Raw genomic sequence first — 16,119 nt, 5'->3', positions numbered from 1 at the left:
ACCTCGCGGGTCGCTGGCACACTCGATCGACCCCACAGCGAGGAGCCCGCATGTCGTCGACCGACGTCTTTCGCCGCGCCCGCGACTTCCTGGTCACCCACCGCGAGGATTACGAGACCGCGTACCGCGAGTTCCGCTGGCCGGTGCTCGACCGGTTCAACTGGGCGCTGGACTGGTTCGACATGATCGCGGACGGCAACGGCCGCACCGCGCTGCACATCATCGAGGACTACGGCGCCGAGCTGCGGCTGTCCTACGTCGAGCTGGCCGAGCGCTCCAACCGCGTGGCGACCTACCTGCGCCGCCACGGCGTGGAGCGCGGGCACCGCGTGCTGATGATGCTGCCGAACTGCGTGCAGATCTGGGAGGTGATGCTCGCCTCGATGAAGCTGGGGGCGTGCGTCATCCCCGCCACGTCGCTGCTCACGCCCGAGGACGTCCAGGACCGCATCGAGCGGGGGCGGGTGGGGCACGTCATCACCGACGCGGCCGGCACCGAGAAGTTCCGGGTGGTGAACGGGACCTTCACGCGGCACGTGGTGGGCGAGGCGGTGCCGGGCTGGATGCAGTACGAGGACGCCTACGACGAGGGCTCGTTCTTCCTGCCCCACGGCGAGACGCTGGCCTCCGACCCGGTGCTGCTCTACTTCACGAGCGGCACCACCGCGAAGCCGAAGCTGGTGGTGCACACGCACAAGAGCTACCCGGTCGGCCACCTCTCCACGATGTACTGGATCGGCCTCCGCGAGGGCGACAAGCACCTCAACGTCTCGTCCCCGGGCTGGGCGAAGCACGCCTGGTCGAGCTTCTTCGCGCCGTTCAACGCGGGCGCGACGGTCTGCGTCTACAACTACGCCCGGTTCAGCGCCGCCCGCACGCTGGAGGTGCTGGCGCGCCACCAGATCACCACCCTGTGCGCGCCGCCCACGGTGTGGCGCATGCTGATCCTCGAGGACCTGGCGAAGCACCCGGTGAAGCTCCGAGAGCTGCTCAGCGCCGGCGAGCCGCTCAACCCGGAGGTCATCGAGAAGGTGCGCCAGGCCTGGGGCATCACCATCCGCGACGGCTACGGCCAGACCGAGACCACCTGCCAGATCGGCAACTCGCCCGGCCAGCCGCTGAAGCCCGGCTCCATGGGCCGGCCGCTCCCCGGCTACAGGATCGCGCTGCTCGACGAGGAGGGGCGCCCCGCGGCCGAGGAGGGCGAGATCTGCATCGACCTCGAGGCCCGGCCGGCCTCGCTCATGGCGGGCTACGAGGGCGACGCGAACCTGAACGACTTCGTCACCCGGCACGGGCACTACCACACCGGCGACGTCGCCACCCGCGACGAGGAGGGCTACATCACCTACGTCGGGCGCTCCGACGACGTCTTCAAGAGCTCGGACTACCGGATCAGCCCGTTCGAGCTGGAGAGCGCGCTCATCGAGCACGACGCGGTGGCCGAGGCGGCGGTGGTGCCGAGCCCGGACGCGGTGCGCGGGCTCCTGCCCAAGGCGTTCATCATCCTGAAGCCGGGGCGCACCCCGGACCGCGAGCTGGCGCTCGAGATCTTCCGGTTCCTGCGGCGCCGCCTGGCCCCGTACAAGCGCATCCGCCGCCTCGAGTTCTCCGAGCTGCCCAAGACGGTGTCGGGCAAGATCCGGCGCGTCGAGCTGCGGCGCCGCGAGCAGGCGCGGGCGCCCTCGGCGCCCCGGGGCCCGCTCGAGTTCTGGCAGGAGGACTTCCCGGAGCTGGCGGCGGGCGAGGGGCGCTGAGCGGCCGCACGCGCTGCGGCGTCCGGCCGCGGGCGGGGCGGGCGGCGACGGCCGCGCGGGGCGGGTCCGGGCGGGCCGGCCGCGCGCGCCCGCGCGCTGCGAAAGAAGCCGTGGCGCGGGCGGGGGGACCCGTAGCATGCTAGGCCGACGCCGCCGGCGCCTCCAGGCGCCGGCTTCCGGGCAGCGAACCTCACGCCCCGCACGCTCCGGCGCGACGGGCTGATGGAGACCGACGCCATGGCGAACCCCCGCGTGATCCGCACCTTCTCGATGCTCGGCGCCGACGGCGCCGGGAAGACCGCGCTCGTCGAGGCGCTGCTGCGCGTCGCCGACGCGAAGCGCGCCGCGCCCGACGGCTCGACGGCCCGCCTGGACGCCGAGCCCGAGGAGAAGAAGCGCAACTTCACGCTGTCGCTCCACCCGGAGAGCTTCGAGGAGGACGGCCGGTCGTTCCACGTGCTCGACTGCCCCGGCTTCGCCGCGTTCCTCACCGAGGTGGAGTGGGCGCTGCAGGTCACCGACGGCGCCATCCTGGCCATCTCCGCGGCGGACGGCGCGCACAACCGCGCCGAGCGGACCTACGACGTGCTGGCCGAGTCCGGTCGCCCCGCGTTCGCGGTGATCACCCGGCTCGACCACGAGCAGGCCGACTTCCACGAGGCGCTCGAGGACATCGAGAGCTCGCTGAAGGTGAAGGCCATCCCGCTGCAGCTGCCGGTGTTCGGGCCGGAGCGGGTCAAGGGGCTCGCCGATCTCGTCTCGATGAAGCTCCACGCCTGGGACGGGAAGGGCTTCGGCCAGTGGACCGAGGCGGAGATCCCCGCCGAGGCGCGCGAGGAGGCGGAGCGCCTGCGCACCGCGATGGTCGAGGCGGCGGCCGAGTCGGACGACGAGCTGCTCGGGAAGTACCTGGACGGCGCGCCGCTCGCGGAGGAGGAGATCCTGCGCGGCCTGGCCGCGGGCGCGGCGGCGCAGCGCTTCCTGCCGGTGGCCTGCGCCGGCGCGAAGTCCGGCGTGGGCGTGCGCGAGCTGCTCGACCTGGCCGTGCGGATCCTGCCGGGGCCCGAGGCGCGGGTCGTGAAGGGCAAGGACCCGTCCGGCAAGGAGACCGTGCGCAGCGCCGCGCCGGACGCGCCGTTCTCGGGCCAGGTGTTCAAGACCACCATCGACCACTTCGCCGGGCGCATCGACTACCTGCGGGTGTTCTCCGGCACGCTCCGGGCCGACGCCACCGTGGTGAACCCGCGGACGCGCACCGAGGAGCGCATCGGCCACCTGTACCGGACCGACGGAGCGCAGACGGTCGAGGTGAACGAGGCGGAGCCGGGCGACTTCGTGGTGCTGGTGAAGCTCAAGGACGCGCACACCGGCGACACGCTCTGCGATCGCGACGTGCCCCTCGCGCTGCCGCCGTTCGCGCAGCACGTGCGACCGGTGTCGTACGCGGTGCACGCGAAGGCCGGCGACGACAAGGCGGCCGCGGCGCTCCAGAAGATCATCGAGGAGGACCCGTCGCTCGAGCTGACGCGCTCGGCCGAGACCGGCGAGATGCTCCTCCAGGGCATGGGCCAGGCGCACCTCGACGTCACGGTGGAGCGCGCCAAGCGCAAGCACGGCGTGGAGATCACGCTCACCCCGCCCAGCCCGGCCTACCTCGAGACGATCACCGCGGCCGCGAAGGCGCAGGGCAAGTTCAAGCGGCAGACCGGCGGCCACGGCCAGTACGGCGACGCGCACGTCGAGCTGCAGCCCAGGGCCCGCGGCGAGGGCTTCGAGTTCGAGGACGCGATCGTGGGCGGCGTCATCCCCCGCCAGTTCATCCCGTCTGTGGAGAAGGGCATCCGCGGCGCGCTCTCGTCGGGCCCGCTGGCGGGCTACCCGGTGGTGGACTTCCGGGCCCGGCTGGTGTTCGGCAGCTACCACGACGTGGACAGCTCCGACATGGCGTTCCAGGTCGCGGGCTCGATGGCGTTCAAGAAGGCGGTGCTGGAGGCCCGGCCCATCCTGCTCGAGCCCATCATGAAGCTCGAGGTGCGGGTCCCAGAGGAGTACGTGGGCGCCGTGATGGGCGACCTGAACAGCCGGCGCGCCAAGGTGCAGGGCCTGGAGCCGCTGGCGCGCGGGGTGCTCATCCGCGCCACCTGCCCGCACGCGGAGGCGATGAGCTACGACGCCGACCTGCGCTCGCTCACGCAGGGCGTCGGCTACTTCACCATGGAGCCGTCGCACCACGACCCGGTGCCGCCGCACATCGCCCAGAAGATCATCGAGAAGCGGCGCGCGGAGGGGAAGGTGAAGGGCGTCGAGGAGGAGAAGTAGCGGCCGGCCGGGCGGGGGCGTCCGCGGCGCTGCGCCGGGGGGCGATCTGGACTAGGATGGCCCCTCCTTGCGCGCCTACCTTCGCCTCTTCCGCTTCGTCCTGCCGTACAAGGGACGGCTCGTGGCAGCCATCGCCTGCATGGCGGTGCTGTCCATCACCACCGCGATCTACGTCAACCTGCTGGGCCCCGCGCTCCAGTTCCTGTTCACCGGGGACACGGGCGCGGTGGCCACGCTGGGCAAGTTCCTCCCCGACTCGGTGGACCTCGCGGGCCTGCTGGCCGGCGCCGACCGCGCCTCCATCCTGGCGGCGCTGCCCCTGGTCATCGTGGCGGTCTCGGTGGTGAAGGGCTTCGCCTACTTCGGCCAGTTCTACCTCATCGGCATGGTCGGCCAGCGGGTCATCGCCGACATCCGCAAGGCGCTGTTCGATCACCTGCTGAAGCTCTCCCCCGGCTTCTACACGCGGCGCCACTCCGGCGACATCCTGCAGCGCTTCTCCGCCGACGTGCTGGCGGTGGACGTGGCGGTGTCGAACGCGGTGCCCAGCTACGTGCGCGACGGGCTCACCGTGGTGGTGATGCTGGTGAACTGCTTCGTGCTCGACTGGCGCATGTCGCTCATCGCGTTCGGCGCGGTGCCGGCCACGCTGTTCCCGGTGGTCCGGCTGGCGAAGCGGCTGAAGCGGGTCACCGGCCACGCGCAGAAGACCGGCGGCGAGCTCTCCGAGATGGTGCAGGAGGCGGTGAGCGGGATGCGGGTGGTGCAGGCGTACGGGATGGAGCGGTGGGAGTCCCGGCGCTTCGCCGACGCGAACGCGAAGCTGGTGCGCATCCTCCGGCGCAGCTACCTCGTCCGCGCGTTCTCCTCGCCGCTCATGGAGATCATGGGCGCGGCCGGCCTGGCCGCGGCCATCTGGTGGGTGGGCGGCCGGATCCTGGCGGGCGAGCTCGAGGCGGCCAAGTTCTTCTCGTTCGTGGCGGCGGTGCTGCTGCTCTACACGCCGGTGAAGCAGCTCGGGCGCATGGGGCAGATCGCGATGCAGGGGGCCGCGGCCGGCGACCGCATCTTCGAGATCCTCGACACGCCCAGCGCGGTCCCCGACGCGGGCCGCGCCACGCTGGCCCCGTTCCGCGAGGCCATCCGCTACGAGGACGTCTCCTTCTCCTACGGCGAGCGGCCGGTGCTGACCGGCTTCTCGCTCGAGGTCCGCAAGGGCGAGGTGGTGGCGCTGGTGGGCGCGTCCGGCGGCGGGAAGACCACGGTCGCGAACCTGCTGCCGCGGTTCTGGGACCCGACCGGCGGGCGGATCACGGTGGACGGCGTGGACCTGCGCGACCTCACGCTCGCGAGCCTGCGGGCGCAGCTCGCGCTGGTGACGCAGGAGACGGTGCTGTTCAACGACAGCATCCGCGCGAACATCGCCTACGGCCGGCCCGAGGTGTCGCAGGCCGACGTGGAGCAGGCGGCCCGCCTGGCGCAGGCGCACGACTTCATCCGCGCGCTGCCGGAGGGGTACGACACGGTGGTGGGCGAGCGCGGCGTGCTGCTGTCCGGCGGCCAGCGCCAGCGGATCGCGATCGCGCGCGCGTTCCTGAAGGACGCGCCCATCCTCATCCTCGACGAGGCCACCAGCGCGCTCGACGCGGAGAGCGAGCGCGAGGTGCAGCGTGCGCTCGACTCGCTCATGGCCATCGACGGCGCGAGCCGCCGCACCACGCTGGTGATCGCCCACCGGCTCTCGACCATCCGCAACGCCGACCGGATCGTGGTGATCTCCGGCGGCAGGGTGGTGGAGGCCGGCGATCACGCCACTCTGGTCGCGCGCGGCGGCGAGTACGCGCGGCTCCACCGCATCGCCGAGGGCGCGGAGCGGCAGGGGGCGCGCGCCGGCGCGGTGTAGCCGATGCGGCGCCTCCTCGCGCTCGCGCTGGCCGCGGCGGTGGTCGGCTACCTCGCGTTCGGCGCGGTGGCCTGGCAGCGCCGCGGGCTGCGGGAGGCGCAGGCCAGCCCGGCGCTGGCCGCGGCCGAGGCGCGCGGCGCCTGGCACGTGCACACCACCGCGAGCGACGGGCGCGGGACGCTCGACGAGGTGGCCCGCGCGGCGCGGGCCGCCGGGCTGCGCTTCGTGGTGATCTCGGACCACGACGTGCTGGCGCCGCCCGAGCCCCGCTACCAGGACGGCGTCCTGCTCGTCCCCGCCACCGAGGCGTCGACGCGCCAGGGGCACGTGGTGGCGCTGGGCGTCTCGCGCGCCCTCACCCGCGCCGAGCGCGACGGCGACGCGCTCGCCGCCATCCGCGCGCTGGGCGGCCAGGCCGTGATCGCGCACCCGCTCCACCCGCGGCGCGCGTTCACCGGCTGGGGCGGCGGGCCGTGGCGCGGGCTGGAGGTGGTCTCGAACGACACCGCCTGGTACCGGGCGCTGGCGGACCGCGACCTGCGGCGCGTGCTCGCGGCGCTGGCGGTGCTGCCCTGGGACCCGCCGCGCGCGGTGCTCGAGCTCCAGGACGACCCCGCCGACGAGCTGGCCCGGCTCGACGTCGAGCTGCGCGGCGCCCGGGCGGCCGGCGGCCGCGCGCCGGCGCACGTGCTGCTCTGCTCCGCCGACGCGCACGGCTACCCCGGGTACGCGGCGGCGTTCGGCGCGTTCTCCATGCACGTGCCGGTGACCCTGGGCGGCGACGCCGCGCGCGACGCGGCCGCGGTCTGCGCCGCCCTCCTGGACGGCCGGGCCACGTGCGTGCTCGACGGCCTCGCGCCGGCCGCCGGCGTGCGCCTGACCCCCACGGCGGAGGGCGCGCTGTCGATGTCGCTCCACGCCGCCGTCGCGGGGACCCGGACGTACACCCTCCTCCACGACGGGGCGCCGACCGGGCGCTTCGAGGCCGCGCGCGACGGGAGCGCCGGCGGCACGTTCCGCTGCGGCGGACGGTGCCCGCCGGGCGACTACCGCGCCGAGGTCGCGCTCGAAGGGCGTCGCTGGATCTTCACGAACCCGGTCCGCATCGAGTAAGAAGCGGCCAGCCGTGCACCTCGTCTACGCCATCGCCACCTACCTGCTGTTCGTGATCGGGCTGCCGTTCCTGCTCACGCACCCCAAGCTGCGCCACGGGATCGCCCAGCGGCTCGGGCTGTACGGGCGCTCGCTGGACCGGGGCCGCGGCAGCCCGCGCATCTGGCTGCACGGGGCCAGCGCCGGGGACCTGCTCTCGCTCCAGCCCATGATGGCGGAGCTGAAGGCCCGCATGCCCGGCTGCTGCGTCATCGTCAGCACCATGACGAACAGCGGGCTCGCCATGGCCCGCAAGAAGCTGGGAGGGGTGGCGGACGTGGTGGTGTACGCACCGTACGACCTCCCCGGCGCCACCCGGCGGGCGGTGCGGGCGCTCGAGCCGGACCTGCTCGTGCTCGAGTACACGGAGATCTGGCCGAACCTGATCCGCTCCGCCCACAAGGCGGGCGTGCGCATCGCGCTCACCAACGGCCGCTTCAACCCGGAGAACCTCTCGCGCTACCGCGCGCTGTTCCTCGCCATCGGCAACCCGCTCCGCCGCGTGGACTGCTTCCTGATGCGCTCCGACGAGGAGGCCGAGCGCGTGCTCGCGCTCGGCGCGGCGCCGGACCGGGTCTGGGTGACGGGCAACACCAAGTTCGACGCGCTGGTGCTGGACGCGGCCGAGGGCGGCAAGGCCGAGGCGCTGCGCGCGGAGATGGGGCTTCAGGCGGGCGCGCCGGTGCTCATGGCCGGCTCCACGCACGAGGGCGAGGAGGAGCTGATCCTGGGGGCGTACCGCAAGCTGCTGGCGCGCCACCCGAAGCTGCAGCTCGTCGTCGCGCCGCGCTACGTGGAGCGGTCCGGGCGCATCATGGCGCTCGCCGCCGAGGCGGGGCTCTCGGTGCGCCTGCGCAGCGGCGGGGCGGCGGCCGGGCACGCGCAGGTCACCGTCCTCGACACGATCGGCGAGCTGGCGGCCGCGTACGGGCTGGCCACGCTCGTGTTCGTGGGCGGGAGCTTCGTCACCCGCGGCGGCCAGAACGTGCTCGAGCCGGCCGCGCAGGGACGGCCGGTGCTGTTCGGACCGCACATGGAGAACTTCAAGGACTCGGTCCAGGTGCTCCAGGGCAGGGGAGGGATCCAGGTCGCGACGCCCGAGAAGCTGCTCAAGGTCGCGGACGAGCTGCTCTCGCGCCCCGATCAGCTCCAGGAGCTGGGCGTGCTGGCGCGGCGCTCGGTGGGCGCCATCCGCGGCGCGAGCGCGCGCAACGTGGACCACATGCTGTCCATCCTGCCGCGCGGGAAGGTGGCCGCAGCGTGAGCGATCCCTCCAGCATCCTCGTCATCCGCTACAGCGCGATGGGCGACGTGGTGCTCGCCACCAGCGTGCTGGAGCCGCTCCGCGCGCGCTTCCCGGGCGCCCGCATCGAGTGGGTGACCGACGCGCTGTACGCGCCGCTGCTCGAGGGGCTGCCCGGGCTGGCGGCGGTGCACCGGCTGTCGCGCGAGGGCCCGAGCTCCGCGCTCCCGCTGGCGGCGCGCCTGCGCGGGCGGTTCGACCTGGTCATCGACCTCCAGAACAAGGTGCGCAGCGCGGTGGTGGCCCGCGCCGCGGCCCCGCTGCGCACCGCGTTCAAGCGGCGCAGCGCGCTCCGGGCGCTCCTGTCCGTGTTCGGCTCGGACCCGCCGCTGGTCCGCGCGCACCAGACCCAGCTCTACGGCGAGGCGCTCGCGGCCCTGGGCGTGAGCGGCCCCGGCCCCCTCGAGATCTCGCTCTCGCCGCAGGCGCGCGCGCTCGCCGCGGACGCGCTGCAGGGCGTGGAGGCGCCGGCGGTGGCGCTCGCCCCCGGCGCGCGCTGGGCCACCAAGCGCTGGCCCGCCGAGCGGTTCGCGGCGGTCGCCGACGCGCTGCACGCCGAGGGCGTGCGCATCGTCCTGTGCGGCGGCCCCGGCGACCGCGACGCGTTCGCGGCGTTCCGCGCCGCCACCCGCGCGAAGGTCGCGGCCGACCTGTCGTTCCTGCCGCTCGACGCGCTCGCCGCCGCGATCGCCCGCGTGCAGCTCCTCATCGCCTGCGACTCGGGCCCGGTGCACCTCGCCACCGCGGTGGGCACGCCGGTGCTGGCGCTGTTCGGGCCGACCTCGGTCGCGCGCTGGGGGCCGCCGCCCCCCGGGCGCGCGCTCTCGCTCGGCCTCTCCTGCTCGCCCTGCTCGAACCACGGCGGCGACTACTGCCCCGAGGGCCACCACCGCTGCCTCGCCGACCTGGCGCCGCAGGCGGTGCTGGCCAGCGCGCGAGAGATGCTGCGGCGATGAGCGGGCTCGAGGCGATCTGGTGGCGCGAGCGCCCGGGGCCCCTGGGGGCGCTGGCGGGCGCGCCGCTGCTGCTCGCCGAGGCGCCGTTCCGCGCCGCCGCGGCGCTCCGGGGCGCGCTGTACGATCGCGGGGTCCTGCCGGCCGTCCGGGCGGGCGCGCCGGTCGTCTCCATCGGGAACCTCGCGGTGGGCGGGGCCGGCAAGACGCCCGCGGCGCTGGCGGTGGCGGCGCGCCTGGCCGGGCGCGGCCGCCGGGTCGCGATCCTCTCCCGCGGCTACGGCGCCGCGCGCGCGGACGCCCGGGTCGCCTCCGACGGCGCGGGCGCGCTGCTGCCCGCGGCCGAGGCCGGCGACGAGCCGGCGCTGCTCGCGCGGCGCCTGCCCGGCGTGGCGGTGCTGTGCGGGCCGCGCCGCGCCGAGCTGGCCCGCACCGCGGTGGAGGCGCTCGGCGCCGACGCCCTCGTGCTCGACGACGGCTTCCAGCACCGCGCGCTCGCGCGCGACCTCGACGTGGTGGTGCTCGACGCGTCGAACCCGTTCGGCAACGGCCACCTCCTGCCGCGCGGGCCGAACCGCGAGCCGCGGACCGCGCTGCGCCGCGCCGGGCTGGTCTGGCTCTCGCACGCAGACCGGGCCGCGCCGGAGCGGCTGGAGGCGCTCCGCCGGCTCGCCCGCGACGCCACCGGGCGCGCGCCGGTGGAGTCGCGCCACGCGCCCACCGCGCTGCTCGACGGCGCCCTGCGGGAGGCGGGATCGCTGGAGGCGCTCCGGGGCCGCCGGGTCGCCGCGCTGTCCGGCCTCGCCCGGCCGGCCGGGTTCCTGCGCACGCTCGAGGCGCTCGGCGCCGAGGTCGCGCTCGCGCGCGCCTTCCCCGACCACCACCGCTTCACCGGCGGCGAGCTCGAGGCGGTCCTCCGCGACGCCGACGCCGCGGGCTGCGCCTGGGTGGTCACCACGGAGAAGGACGCGGTCCGCCTCGATGCCGCGCTGGCCGCGGCGGCGGCCGACCGGCTCCGCGTGGTCCGGGTGGACGCGGAGCTCCTGCGCGGCGCGGACGTCCTCGAGGCCGCGCTCGACGCGGCGCTCGCCGCCGCCCCTCAACCCCGACCGGCGCCGCGCGCCCCGGTGTCCTGATCATGCGCCTGCTCGGCTGGATCCTCGCCCGCCTCCCGTACCGCTGGATCCTGGCGCTCGGCGCCGCGCTGGGCGCGCTGGTCTGGGGGCTCGGCATCCGCCGCCGCGTGGTGCTGGAGAACCTGCGCCTCGCCTTCCCCGACCGCCCCGAGGCGGAGCGGCGCGCCATCGCGCGCACCACCTACCGCAACCTGGGGCAGATGATCCCGGAGTTCCTGCGGGTCCCGGCGCTGGCGCCGGCGGACCTGGAGCGGATCTTCGAGGTCGAGGGCTGGGACCGCTTCGAGGCGGCCCGCGCGCGCGGGAAGGGCGTCATCGCCTGCACCGGGCACTTCGGCAACTTCGAGGTGCTCGCCGCCGCCATGACCCTGCGCGGCGTGCCCATCACCATGATCACGCGCCCCATGGGCAAGTCGGGCGCCAACGACGCCTGGCGCAAGGCGCGCGAGCGGGCCGGGGTGGAGGACCTGGTGGTCCGGCGCGGCCAGACGCTCCAGGCCGCCACCCGCTCGCTGAAGGCGGGCCGCGTGCTCGGCTACGTCATCGACCAGAACCAGCCGCGGCGGCGCGCCGTCTTCCCCACCTTCTTCGGCGTGCCCGCCGCCACCGCGCCCACGCCGGCGGTGCTGGCCATGCGCACCGGGGCGGCGGTGGTGTTCACGGTGTCGGTGCCGCTCGGCGACGGCCGGCACAAGGTGGTCATCGAGGGACCCATCGACCCGCCCGACACCGGCGATCGCGACCGCGACGTGCTCGCGTTCCTGCAGGACCTGAACGACCGGCTGGAGCGCCACGTCCGCGCGCACCCGGATCGCTGGTACTGGCTGCACCGACGGTGGAAGACGCGCCCCGACGGCGAGGGGGCGGGGAGCGCGGGCGCGGTGGCCTGACGCATCGGCGCGCCGCCGGCGCGCGCGTGTAGGGCGCGCGGGCACCCGGCGCGGGCGGCGCGGCGGCGAGGTGCGCGATTGACGGGCCAAACCCGCGCGCGGTAGGAAACGCGCGTGCGCCGCCCCAGGGAACCCGAGCTGCCCTCGCTCGCCAGCCTCCTGCCCCGCTTCGCGGAGAGCGAGGTGGTCGTCGTCGGCGACTTCGTGGCCGACGAGTACGTGTACGGCGAGACCGAGCGCATCAGCCGCGAGGCGCCGGTGCTCATCGTGCGGTACGAGTCGTCCGAGCTGAAGGCGGGCGGGGCGGGCAACGCCGCCGCGAACCTGGCCGCGCTCGGCGTGAAGGTCCGCGCCGTCGGCGTGGTGGGTGACGACGCGCTGGGCAACGCGCTGCTCCAGGAGCTGACCGGCCTGGGCGTGGACGTGGCGGGCATCCAGCGGGTGCCCGGCCGCGAGACCGAGGCCAAGACCCGCATCCTGGCGGGCGGGCGCTCCACCCGGCGCCAGCAGATGATCCGCCTGGACCGCGCGCCGCGGGCGCCGCTCCCGGCCACCGCCGAGCGGCGGCTGGTGAAGGAGCTGGAGCGGGCCGGGCGCCGCGCCGGGACCGTGCTGGCGAGCGACTACGGCTCGGGCGCGCTGGGCCCGGCCGCCATCGAGGCGCTCCGCCTGCTGAAGCGCGGCGGCGTGCCGGTGTGCGTGGACTCCCGGTACAGCCTGCGCGCGTTCACCGGCCTCACCATGGTGAAGCCGAACGAGGTCGAGCTCGAGACCGCCTCGGGCGTGTCGCTGGCGCAGCCCGGCGGCCTGGAGAAGGCCGCGCGGACGCTGCTGAAGCGCGTGGACTGCGACGTGCTGCTGGTGACGCGCGGGCGGAACGGGATGTCGGTGTTTCGCCGCGGCGCCCCGCCGGTCCACGTGCCGGCGCACGGCAGCCAGGACGCGGTGGACGTGACCGGCGCCGGGGACACGGTGGCGGCCACGTTCAGCGCCGGCCTCGCCGCCGGGGGCGATCCGGTCGCGGCGGCCCGGCTCGCGAACGTGGCCGGCTCGCTGGTGGTGCAGAAGGCGGGCACCGCCACCGTCTCGCGCGAGGAGCTCGCGGCGGAGCTGCTCCGGCCGTGAGCCGCCTCGCCCGCAAGCGCGTCGCGCTCGAGGACCTCGCCGCGGTGCGCGCCCGCGCCACCGCCGCCGGGCGCACGGTGGCGCTCGCGAACGGCGTGTTCGACCTGTTCCACGTCGGCCACCTCCGCTACCTGGAGGGCGCCCGGGCCGAGGCCGACCTGCTGGTGGTGGCGGTGAACTCCGACGCGTCCACCCGCGCGATCAAGGGCGACGGCCGCCCGGTGGTGCCCGAGGCCGAGCGGGCCGAGATCGTGGCGGCGCTCGAGTGCGTGGACCACGTGGTGCTGTTCGACTCGAAGGACGTGGTCCCGGTGATCCGGGCCCTGCGGCCGGACGTGCAGGTGAAGGGGACCGACTACACGCCCGACACCATCCCGGAGGCCGCCGAGGTGCGCGCCTACGGCGGCCGGGTGGCGGTGGCCGGCGATCCGAAGGACCACTCCACCACCGAGCTCATCGCGAAGCTCGACGCCACGCGGAAGGGATGAGCGCGGCGGTGCGCGGGAGCGGAGCCCCCATGCGCGTGCTGGAGCTGCTCTCGTCCGCGTGGTGGACCGGCCCCGCCGAGCCCATGGCCTCGGTCGCGCGCGAGCTGCGCGCCCGCGGGCACCACGTGGAGGTGGCGGTGGACGCGCTGCGGGAGGGCAACCTCCGGGAGGCGCTCCGCGCGCGCGGGTTCCCGCCGCGGGAGGACCTGGCGCTCTCCACCAAGGCCGGGCCGCTCGCGTACCTGCGCGACGTGCGCCACCTGGCCGCCGCGGCGCGCGACCTCGACGTGCTGCACGCGAACTTCTCGCACGATCACACGCTCGCGCTCCTGGCGCTGCGCCGCCGCGGCGCGCACCGGGTGGTGCGCACGATCCACTCGTCCCGGTCGCTCCGCACCAACCCGCTCCAGCGGCTGGTGCACCGGGCCACCGACGGGCTGATCGCCGTGTGCGAGGCGCACGCGCGCGCGCTGGTGGAGCGGTTCGGCGTGCCCGAGGAGCGGGTGCTCGCGACGCGGGGCGCGGTGGACGCGGACGCGTTCCGGCCCGACGGGCCGGACCTGCGCGCGGGGCTCGGGATCGAGCCCGGCGCGCCGGTGGCCGGCATCGTCTCGCGCATCAAGCCGGGGCGCCGCCACGAGGACCTGGTGGACGCGTTCCGGCTCGTGGCCGACCGGCTGCCCGAGGCGCGCCTGGTGATCGTGGGCCGCGGGGAGGGCGAGGAGGCGATCCGGGTGCGCGTGGCGCACCGCGGGCTGCAGCGCCAGGTCGTGTTCGCGGGGTATCGCACCGGTCCGGAGCTGGCGGCGGCGTACCGGACGTTCGACGCGAACGTGCTGCTGGCGGAGGGCAACGACGGGACCTGCCGCGCGCTCCTGGAGGGCATGGCGGCGGGGCGGCCCGGCGTCGCCTACCGCTTCGGCGCGCCCGCCGAGGCGATCGTGGACGGCACCACCGGGCTGCTCGCGGCCGAGGGCGACGTCCCCGCGCTCGGCGCTGCGCTGATCGAGCTGCTCGGCGCGCCCGCGCGGGCCCGGGCGCTCGGCGCGGCCGCGCGCGAGCGGATGGCGGCGCTGTTCACGGAGGCGGCGCGCGGCGAGGCGGCGGAGCGGTTCCTCGCGCAGGTGCTCGCCTTGCCGCCGGCCCGCGGCGCGGACTAAGCTCCGCGCGGAGGAACACGCATGGCGCTGTCGCCCGAGCTGAAGGACATCCTGGCCTGCCCGAGGTGCAAGGGAGAGCTGGAGTTCCGCGAGGCGGATCACGAGATCCGCTGCAACCGCTGCCGGCTCGCGTTCCGCATCGAGGACGACATCCCGGTGATGCTCCTCGACGAGGCGCGCCCGCTCCCGTGAGCCGCGGGCGGCTCCGCCGCGCCCGCCTTGACGCTCCCCGGGCCCGGGACTACGGTCCGGAGCCGATGCGTCCAACCCCCGGGAGTCGCCGATGATCCGCAGCATGACGGGGTTCGGGGCCGGCCACGGCGCCGCCTCGGGCGAGGAGGTGGACGTCGAGGTCCGCTCCGTCAACCACAAGTACTGCGAGGTGAAGGTCCGCCTCCCCCGCGAGCTCGCCGCGCTCGAACACGAGATCGCGAAGGCCGTGAAGGAGCGGCTGGCGCGCGGCGGCGTGGAGGTCGCGGTCCGGCGCGCCACGGCCGGCGGCGGCCTGGCGCCGCGCGTGGACGTGGCGCTGGCCGAGTCGTACGCGCGGGCGTTCGGGGAGATCCAGGCGCGCCTCGGGCTCCCGGGCGCGATCACGCTCGCGGACGTGCTGGCGGCGGACGGCGTGGTCCGGCTGGAGGAGCGCACCGTGGACGCCGCCGCGGGGGGCACGGCGGCGCGGGCGGCGCTCGCCCACGCGCTCGACGCGCTGGTGGAGATGCGCGCGCGCGAGGGCGCCGCGCTGGCGCGCGACCTCGGCGCCCGGCTCGACGCGGTCGAGCAGATGGTGGCGCGCGTGGCCGAGCTGTCGCCGCGCGTGGTGGAGCAGTACCGGACCCGCCTGCAGGAGCGGATCGCCGAGCTGACGCAGGGGATCGCGCTCGACCCGGGGCGGCTGGCGCAGGAGGTGGCGCTGTTCGCCGACCGGACCGACGTCGCCGAGGAGATCACGCGGCTGCACAGCCACCTCGCCCAGGTGCGCGCGCTGCTCGCCTCGGCGGAGCCGGCCGGCCGCAAGCTCGACTTCCTCGTCCAGGAGATGCACCGCGAGACGAACACCATCGGCTCGAAGTCGCAGAGCGCCGAGGTGGCCGGCATCGTGGTGGCGCTCAAGGCGGAGATCGAGCGCATGCGCGAGCAGGTGCAGAATGTCGAGTGACGCCGCGCACGAGCGGCTCCCGGGGCTGCTGCTGGTGCTCTCGGCGCCGTCGGGGGCGGGGAAGACCACGCTCGCGCACCGGCTGCGGGACGCCTCGCCCGACGCCGTGTTCTCGATCTCGGCCACCACCCGCGCGCCGCGCGGCGCCGAGCGCGAGGGCGTGGACTACCACTTCGTCACCGCGGAGCGGTTCGCCGAGCTGGTGGCGCAGGGCGCGTTCGCGGAGTGGGCCGAGGTGCACGGCCAGCGCTACGGGACGCTGCGCGCCACGGTGGAGCAGGCGCTCGCCGCCGGGAAGCTCGCGCTGTTCGACATCGACGTGCAGGGCGGGGCGCAGATCAAGGCGGCGTGGCCGCAGCAGGCCGCCACCGTGCTCGTGCTGCCGCCGGACGAGGCGGAGCTGGAGCGACGGCTGCGCGGGCGCGACACCGACAGCGACGAGACGATCCGCCGGCGCCTGGTGGCGGCGCGCGCCGAGGTCGCGCGCGGCCTCGGCTCGTACGACTACGTGGTGGTGAACGACGTGCTGGAGGGCGCCCTCGCGCAGCTCCAGGCGATCGTGCGGCACGAGCGGCTGCGCCACGCCGGGCGGTGGGATCCGGAGGCCGCGCGGGTGGCAGAGGCCTGCCGCCGCAGCGCCGCGCCGCTCGGCGGCTGGGCGTCCTAGCGGGCGACGATCCGCTCGGCCATCGGCGGGCGGCGGATTCCGGTTGACGGGCGCCGGGGGCGAGGGTAGAAGTCGCGCCCCGTCGGACGAGGGGCCGGGAAGTGGCT

The 16,119-nt window shown here is 75.5% G+C and carries 14 protein-coding genes; all 14 read left to right on the top strand.

The window, feature by feature from the left end; genetic code table 11:
* The first annotated feature begins 50 nt into the window (after nt 1-50).
* The 14 genes from ANAEK_RS13610 to gmk all read left to right on the top strand — a co-directional run bounded on the left by ANAEK_RS13610 (nt 51) and on the right by gmk (nt 16,012).
* Nucleotides 51-1,757: an AMP-binding protein gene (locus tag ANAEK_RS13610; protein WP_012526710.1), complete on the top strand. Its 1,707-nt coding sequence runs from the start codon at nt 51-53 to the stop codon at nt 1,755-1,757.
* A gap of 237 nt (nt 1,758-1,994) precedes the next feature.
* Nucleotides 1,995-4,076 (top strand): translation factor GTPase family protein, encoded by a 2,082-nt coding sequence (locus tag ANAEK_RS13605; RefSeq protein WP_012526709.1) that lies wholly within the window; start codon nt 1,995-1,997, stop codon nt 4,074-4,076.
* Nucleotides 4,077-4,143: 67 nt separating this feature from the next.
* Nucleotides 4,144-5,979 (top strand): ABC transporter ATP-binding protein, encoded by a 1,836-nt coding sequence (locus ANAEK_RS13600; RefSeq protein ID WP_012526708.1) that lies wholly within the window; start codon nt 4,144-4,146, stop codon nt 5,977-5,979.
* A gap of 3 nt (nt 5,980-5,982) precedes the next feature.
* Nucleotides 5,983-7,092 (top strand): phosphoesterase, encoded by a 1,110-nt coding sequence (locus ANAEK_RS13595; protein WP_012526707.1) that lies wholly within the window; start codon nt 5,983-5,985, stop codon nt 7,090-7,092.
* A 13-nt stretch (nt 7,093-7,105) separates the two neighbouring features.
* Entirely contained in the window at nt 7,106-8,395 is a 1,290-nt protein-coding gene (locus tag ANAEK_RS13590; protein ID WP_012526706.1) for a 3-deoxy-D-manno-octulosonic acid transferase, read from the top strand.
* The gene (locus tag ANAEK_RS13585) at nt 8,392-9,390 is read left to right on the top strand and encodes a glycosyltransferase family 9 protein (protein ID WP_012526705.1); all 999 of its coding nucleotides are present in this window, start codon (nt 8,392-8,394) and stop codon (nt 9,388-9,390) included. Before ANAEK_RS13590 ends, ANAEK_RS13585 begins: the two co-directional genes overlap by 4 nt.
* A complete protein-coding gene (gene lpxK / locus ANAEK_RS13580) occupies nt 9,387-10,523 on the top strand; it encodes a tetraacyldisaccharide 4'-kinase (RefSeq protein WP_012526704.1) in 1,137 nt (378 codons plus the stop codon). The genes ANAEK_RS13585 and lpxK overlap by 4 nt, the downstream gene beginning before the upstream one ends.
* A 2-nt stretch (nt 10,524-10,525) precedes the next feature.
* Nucleotides 10,526-11,413, top strand: a complete 888-nt coding sequence (locus ANAEK_RS13575; RefSeq protein ID WP_012526703.1) for a lysophospholipid acyltransferase family protein — start codon at nt 10,526-10,528, stop codon at nt 11,411-11,413.
* Nucleotides 11,414-11,527: 114 nt separating this feature from the next.
* Nucleotides 11,528-12,538 (top strand): bifunctional heptose 7-phosphate kinase/heptose 1-phosphate adenyltransferase, encoded by a 1,011-nt coding sequence (locus ANAEK_RS13570; RefSeq protein WP_012526702.1) that lies wholly within the window; start codon nt 11,528-11,530, stop codon nt 12,536-12,538.
* Nucleotides 12,535-13,026 carry an adenylyltransferase/cytidyltransferase family protein gene (locus ANAEK_RS13565; RefSeq protein ID WP_012526701.1) on the top strand — a complete coding sequence of 164 codons (492 nt, stop codon included), beginning with the start codon at nt 12,535-12,537 and terminating at the stop codon, nt 13,024-13,026. The genes ANAEK_RS13570 and ANAEK_RS13565 overlap by 4 nt, the downstream gene beginning before the upstream one ends.
* 29 nt (nt 13,027-13,055) lie before the next feature.
* Nucleotides 13,056-14,186 carry a glycosyltransferase family 4 protein gene (locus ANAEK_RS13560; protein WP_012526700.1) on the top strand — a complete coding sequence of 377 codons (1,131 nt, stop codon included), beginning with the start codon at nt 13,056-13,058 and terminating at the stop codon, nt 14,184-14,186.
* 21 nt (nt 14,187-14,207) lie between these two features.
* Entirely contained in the window at nt 14,208-14,378 is a 171-nt protein-coding gene (locus tag ANAEK_RS22795) for a Trm112 family protein (protein ID WP_012526699.1), read from the top strand.
* A gap of 91 nt (nt 14,379-14,469) precedes the next feature.
* Entirely contained in the window at nt 14,470-15,345 is an 876-nt protein-coding gene (locus tag ANAEK_RS13555; protein WP_012526698.1) for a YicC/YloC family endoribonuclease, read from the top strand.
* The gene (gene gmk, locus ANAEK_RS13550; RefSeq protein ID WP_012526697.1) at nt 15,335-16,012 is read left to right on the top strand and encodes a guanylate kinase; all 678 of its coding nucleotides are present in this window, start codon (nt 15,335-15,337) and stop codon (nt 16,010-16,012) included. Before ANAEK_RS13555 ends, gmk begins: the two co-directional genes overlap by 11 nt.
* Nucleotides 16,013-16,119 lie beyond the last annotated feature (107 nt).

Source organism: Anaeromyxobacter sp. K (genome assembly GCF_000020805.1).
GTDB lineage: Bacteria > Myxococcota > Myxococcia > Myxococcales > Anaeromyxobacteraceae > Anaeromyxobacter > Anaeromyxobacter dehalogenans.
Note: the sequence above shows the minus strand (reverse complement) of the source record. Positions and strands in the feature narration are given on the sequence as shown.

What these genes read in the sequence shown, in the direction of transcription:
- ANAEK_RS13610 (WP_012526710.1), top strand. Translation starts at nt 51, where the DNA reads ATGTCGTCGACCGACGTCTTTCGCCGCGCCCGCGACTTCCTGGTCACC.
- ANAEK_RS13575 (WP_012526703.1), top strand. Translation starts at nt 10,526, where the DNA reads ATGCGCCTGCTCGGCTGGATCCTCGCCCGCCTCCCGTACCGCTGGATC.
- ANAEK_RS13560 (WP_012526700.1), top strand. Translation starts at nt 13,056, where the DNA reads ATGCGCGTGCTGGAGCTGCTCTCGTCCGCGTGGTGGACCGGCCCCGCC.
- ANAEK_RS13595 (WP_012526707.1), top strand. Translation starts at nt 5,983, where the DNA reads ATGCGGCGCCTCCTCGCGCTCGCGCTGGCCGCGGCGGTGGTCGGCTAC.
- ANAEK_RS13555 (WP_012526698.1), top strand. Translation starts at nt 14,470, where the DNA reads ATGATCCGCAGCATGACGGGGTTCGGGGCCGGCCACGGCGCCGCCTCG.
- ANAEK_RS22795 (WP_012526699.1), top strand. Translation starts at nt 14,208, where the DNA reads ATGGCGCTGTCGCCCGAGCTGAAGGACATCCTGGCCTGCCCGAGGTGC.
- ANAEK_RS13605 (WP_012526709.1), top strand. Translation starts at nt 1,995, where the DNA reads ATGGCGAACCCCCGCGTGATCCGCACCTTCTCGATGCTCGGCGCCGAC.
- lpxK (WP_012526704.1), top strand. Translation starts at nt 9,387, where the DNA reads ATGAGCGGGCTCGAGGCGATCTGGTGGCGCGAGCGCCCGGGGCCCCTG.
- gmk (WP_012526697.1), top strand. Translation starts at nt 15,335, where the DNA reads ATGTCGAGTGACGCCGCGCACGAGCGGCTCCCGGGGCTGCTGCTGGTG.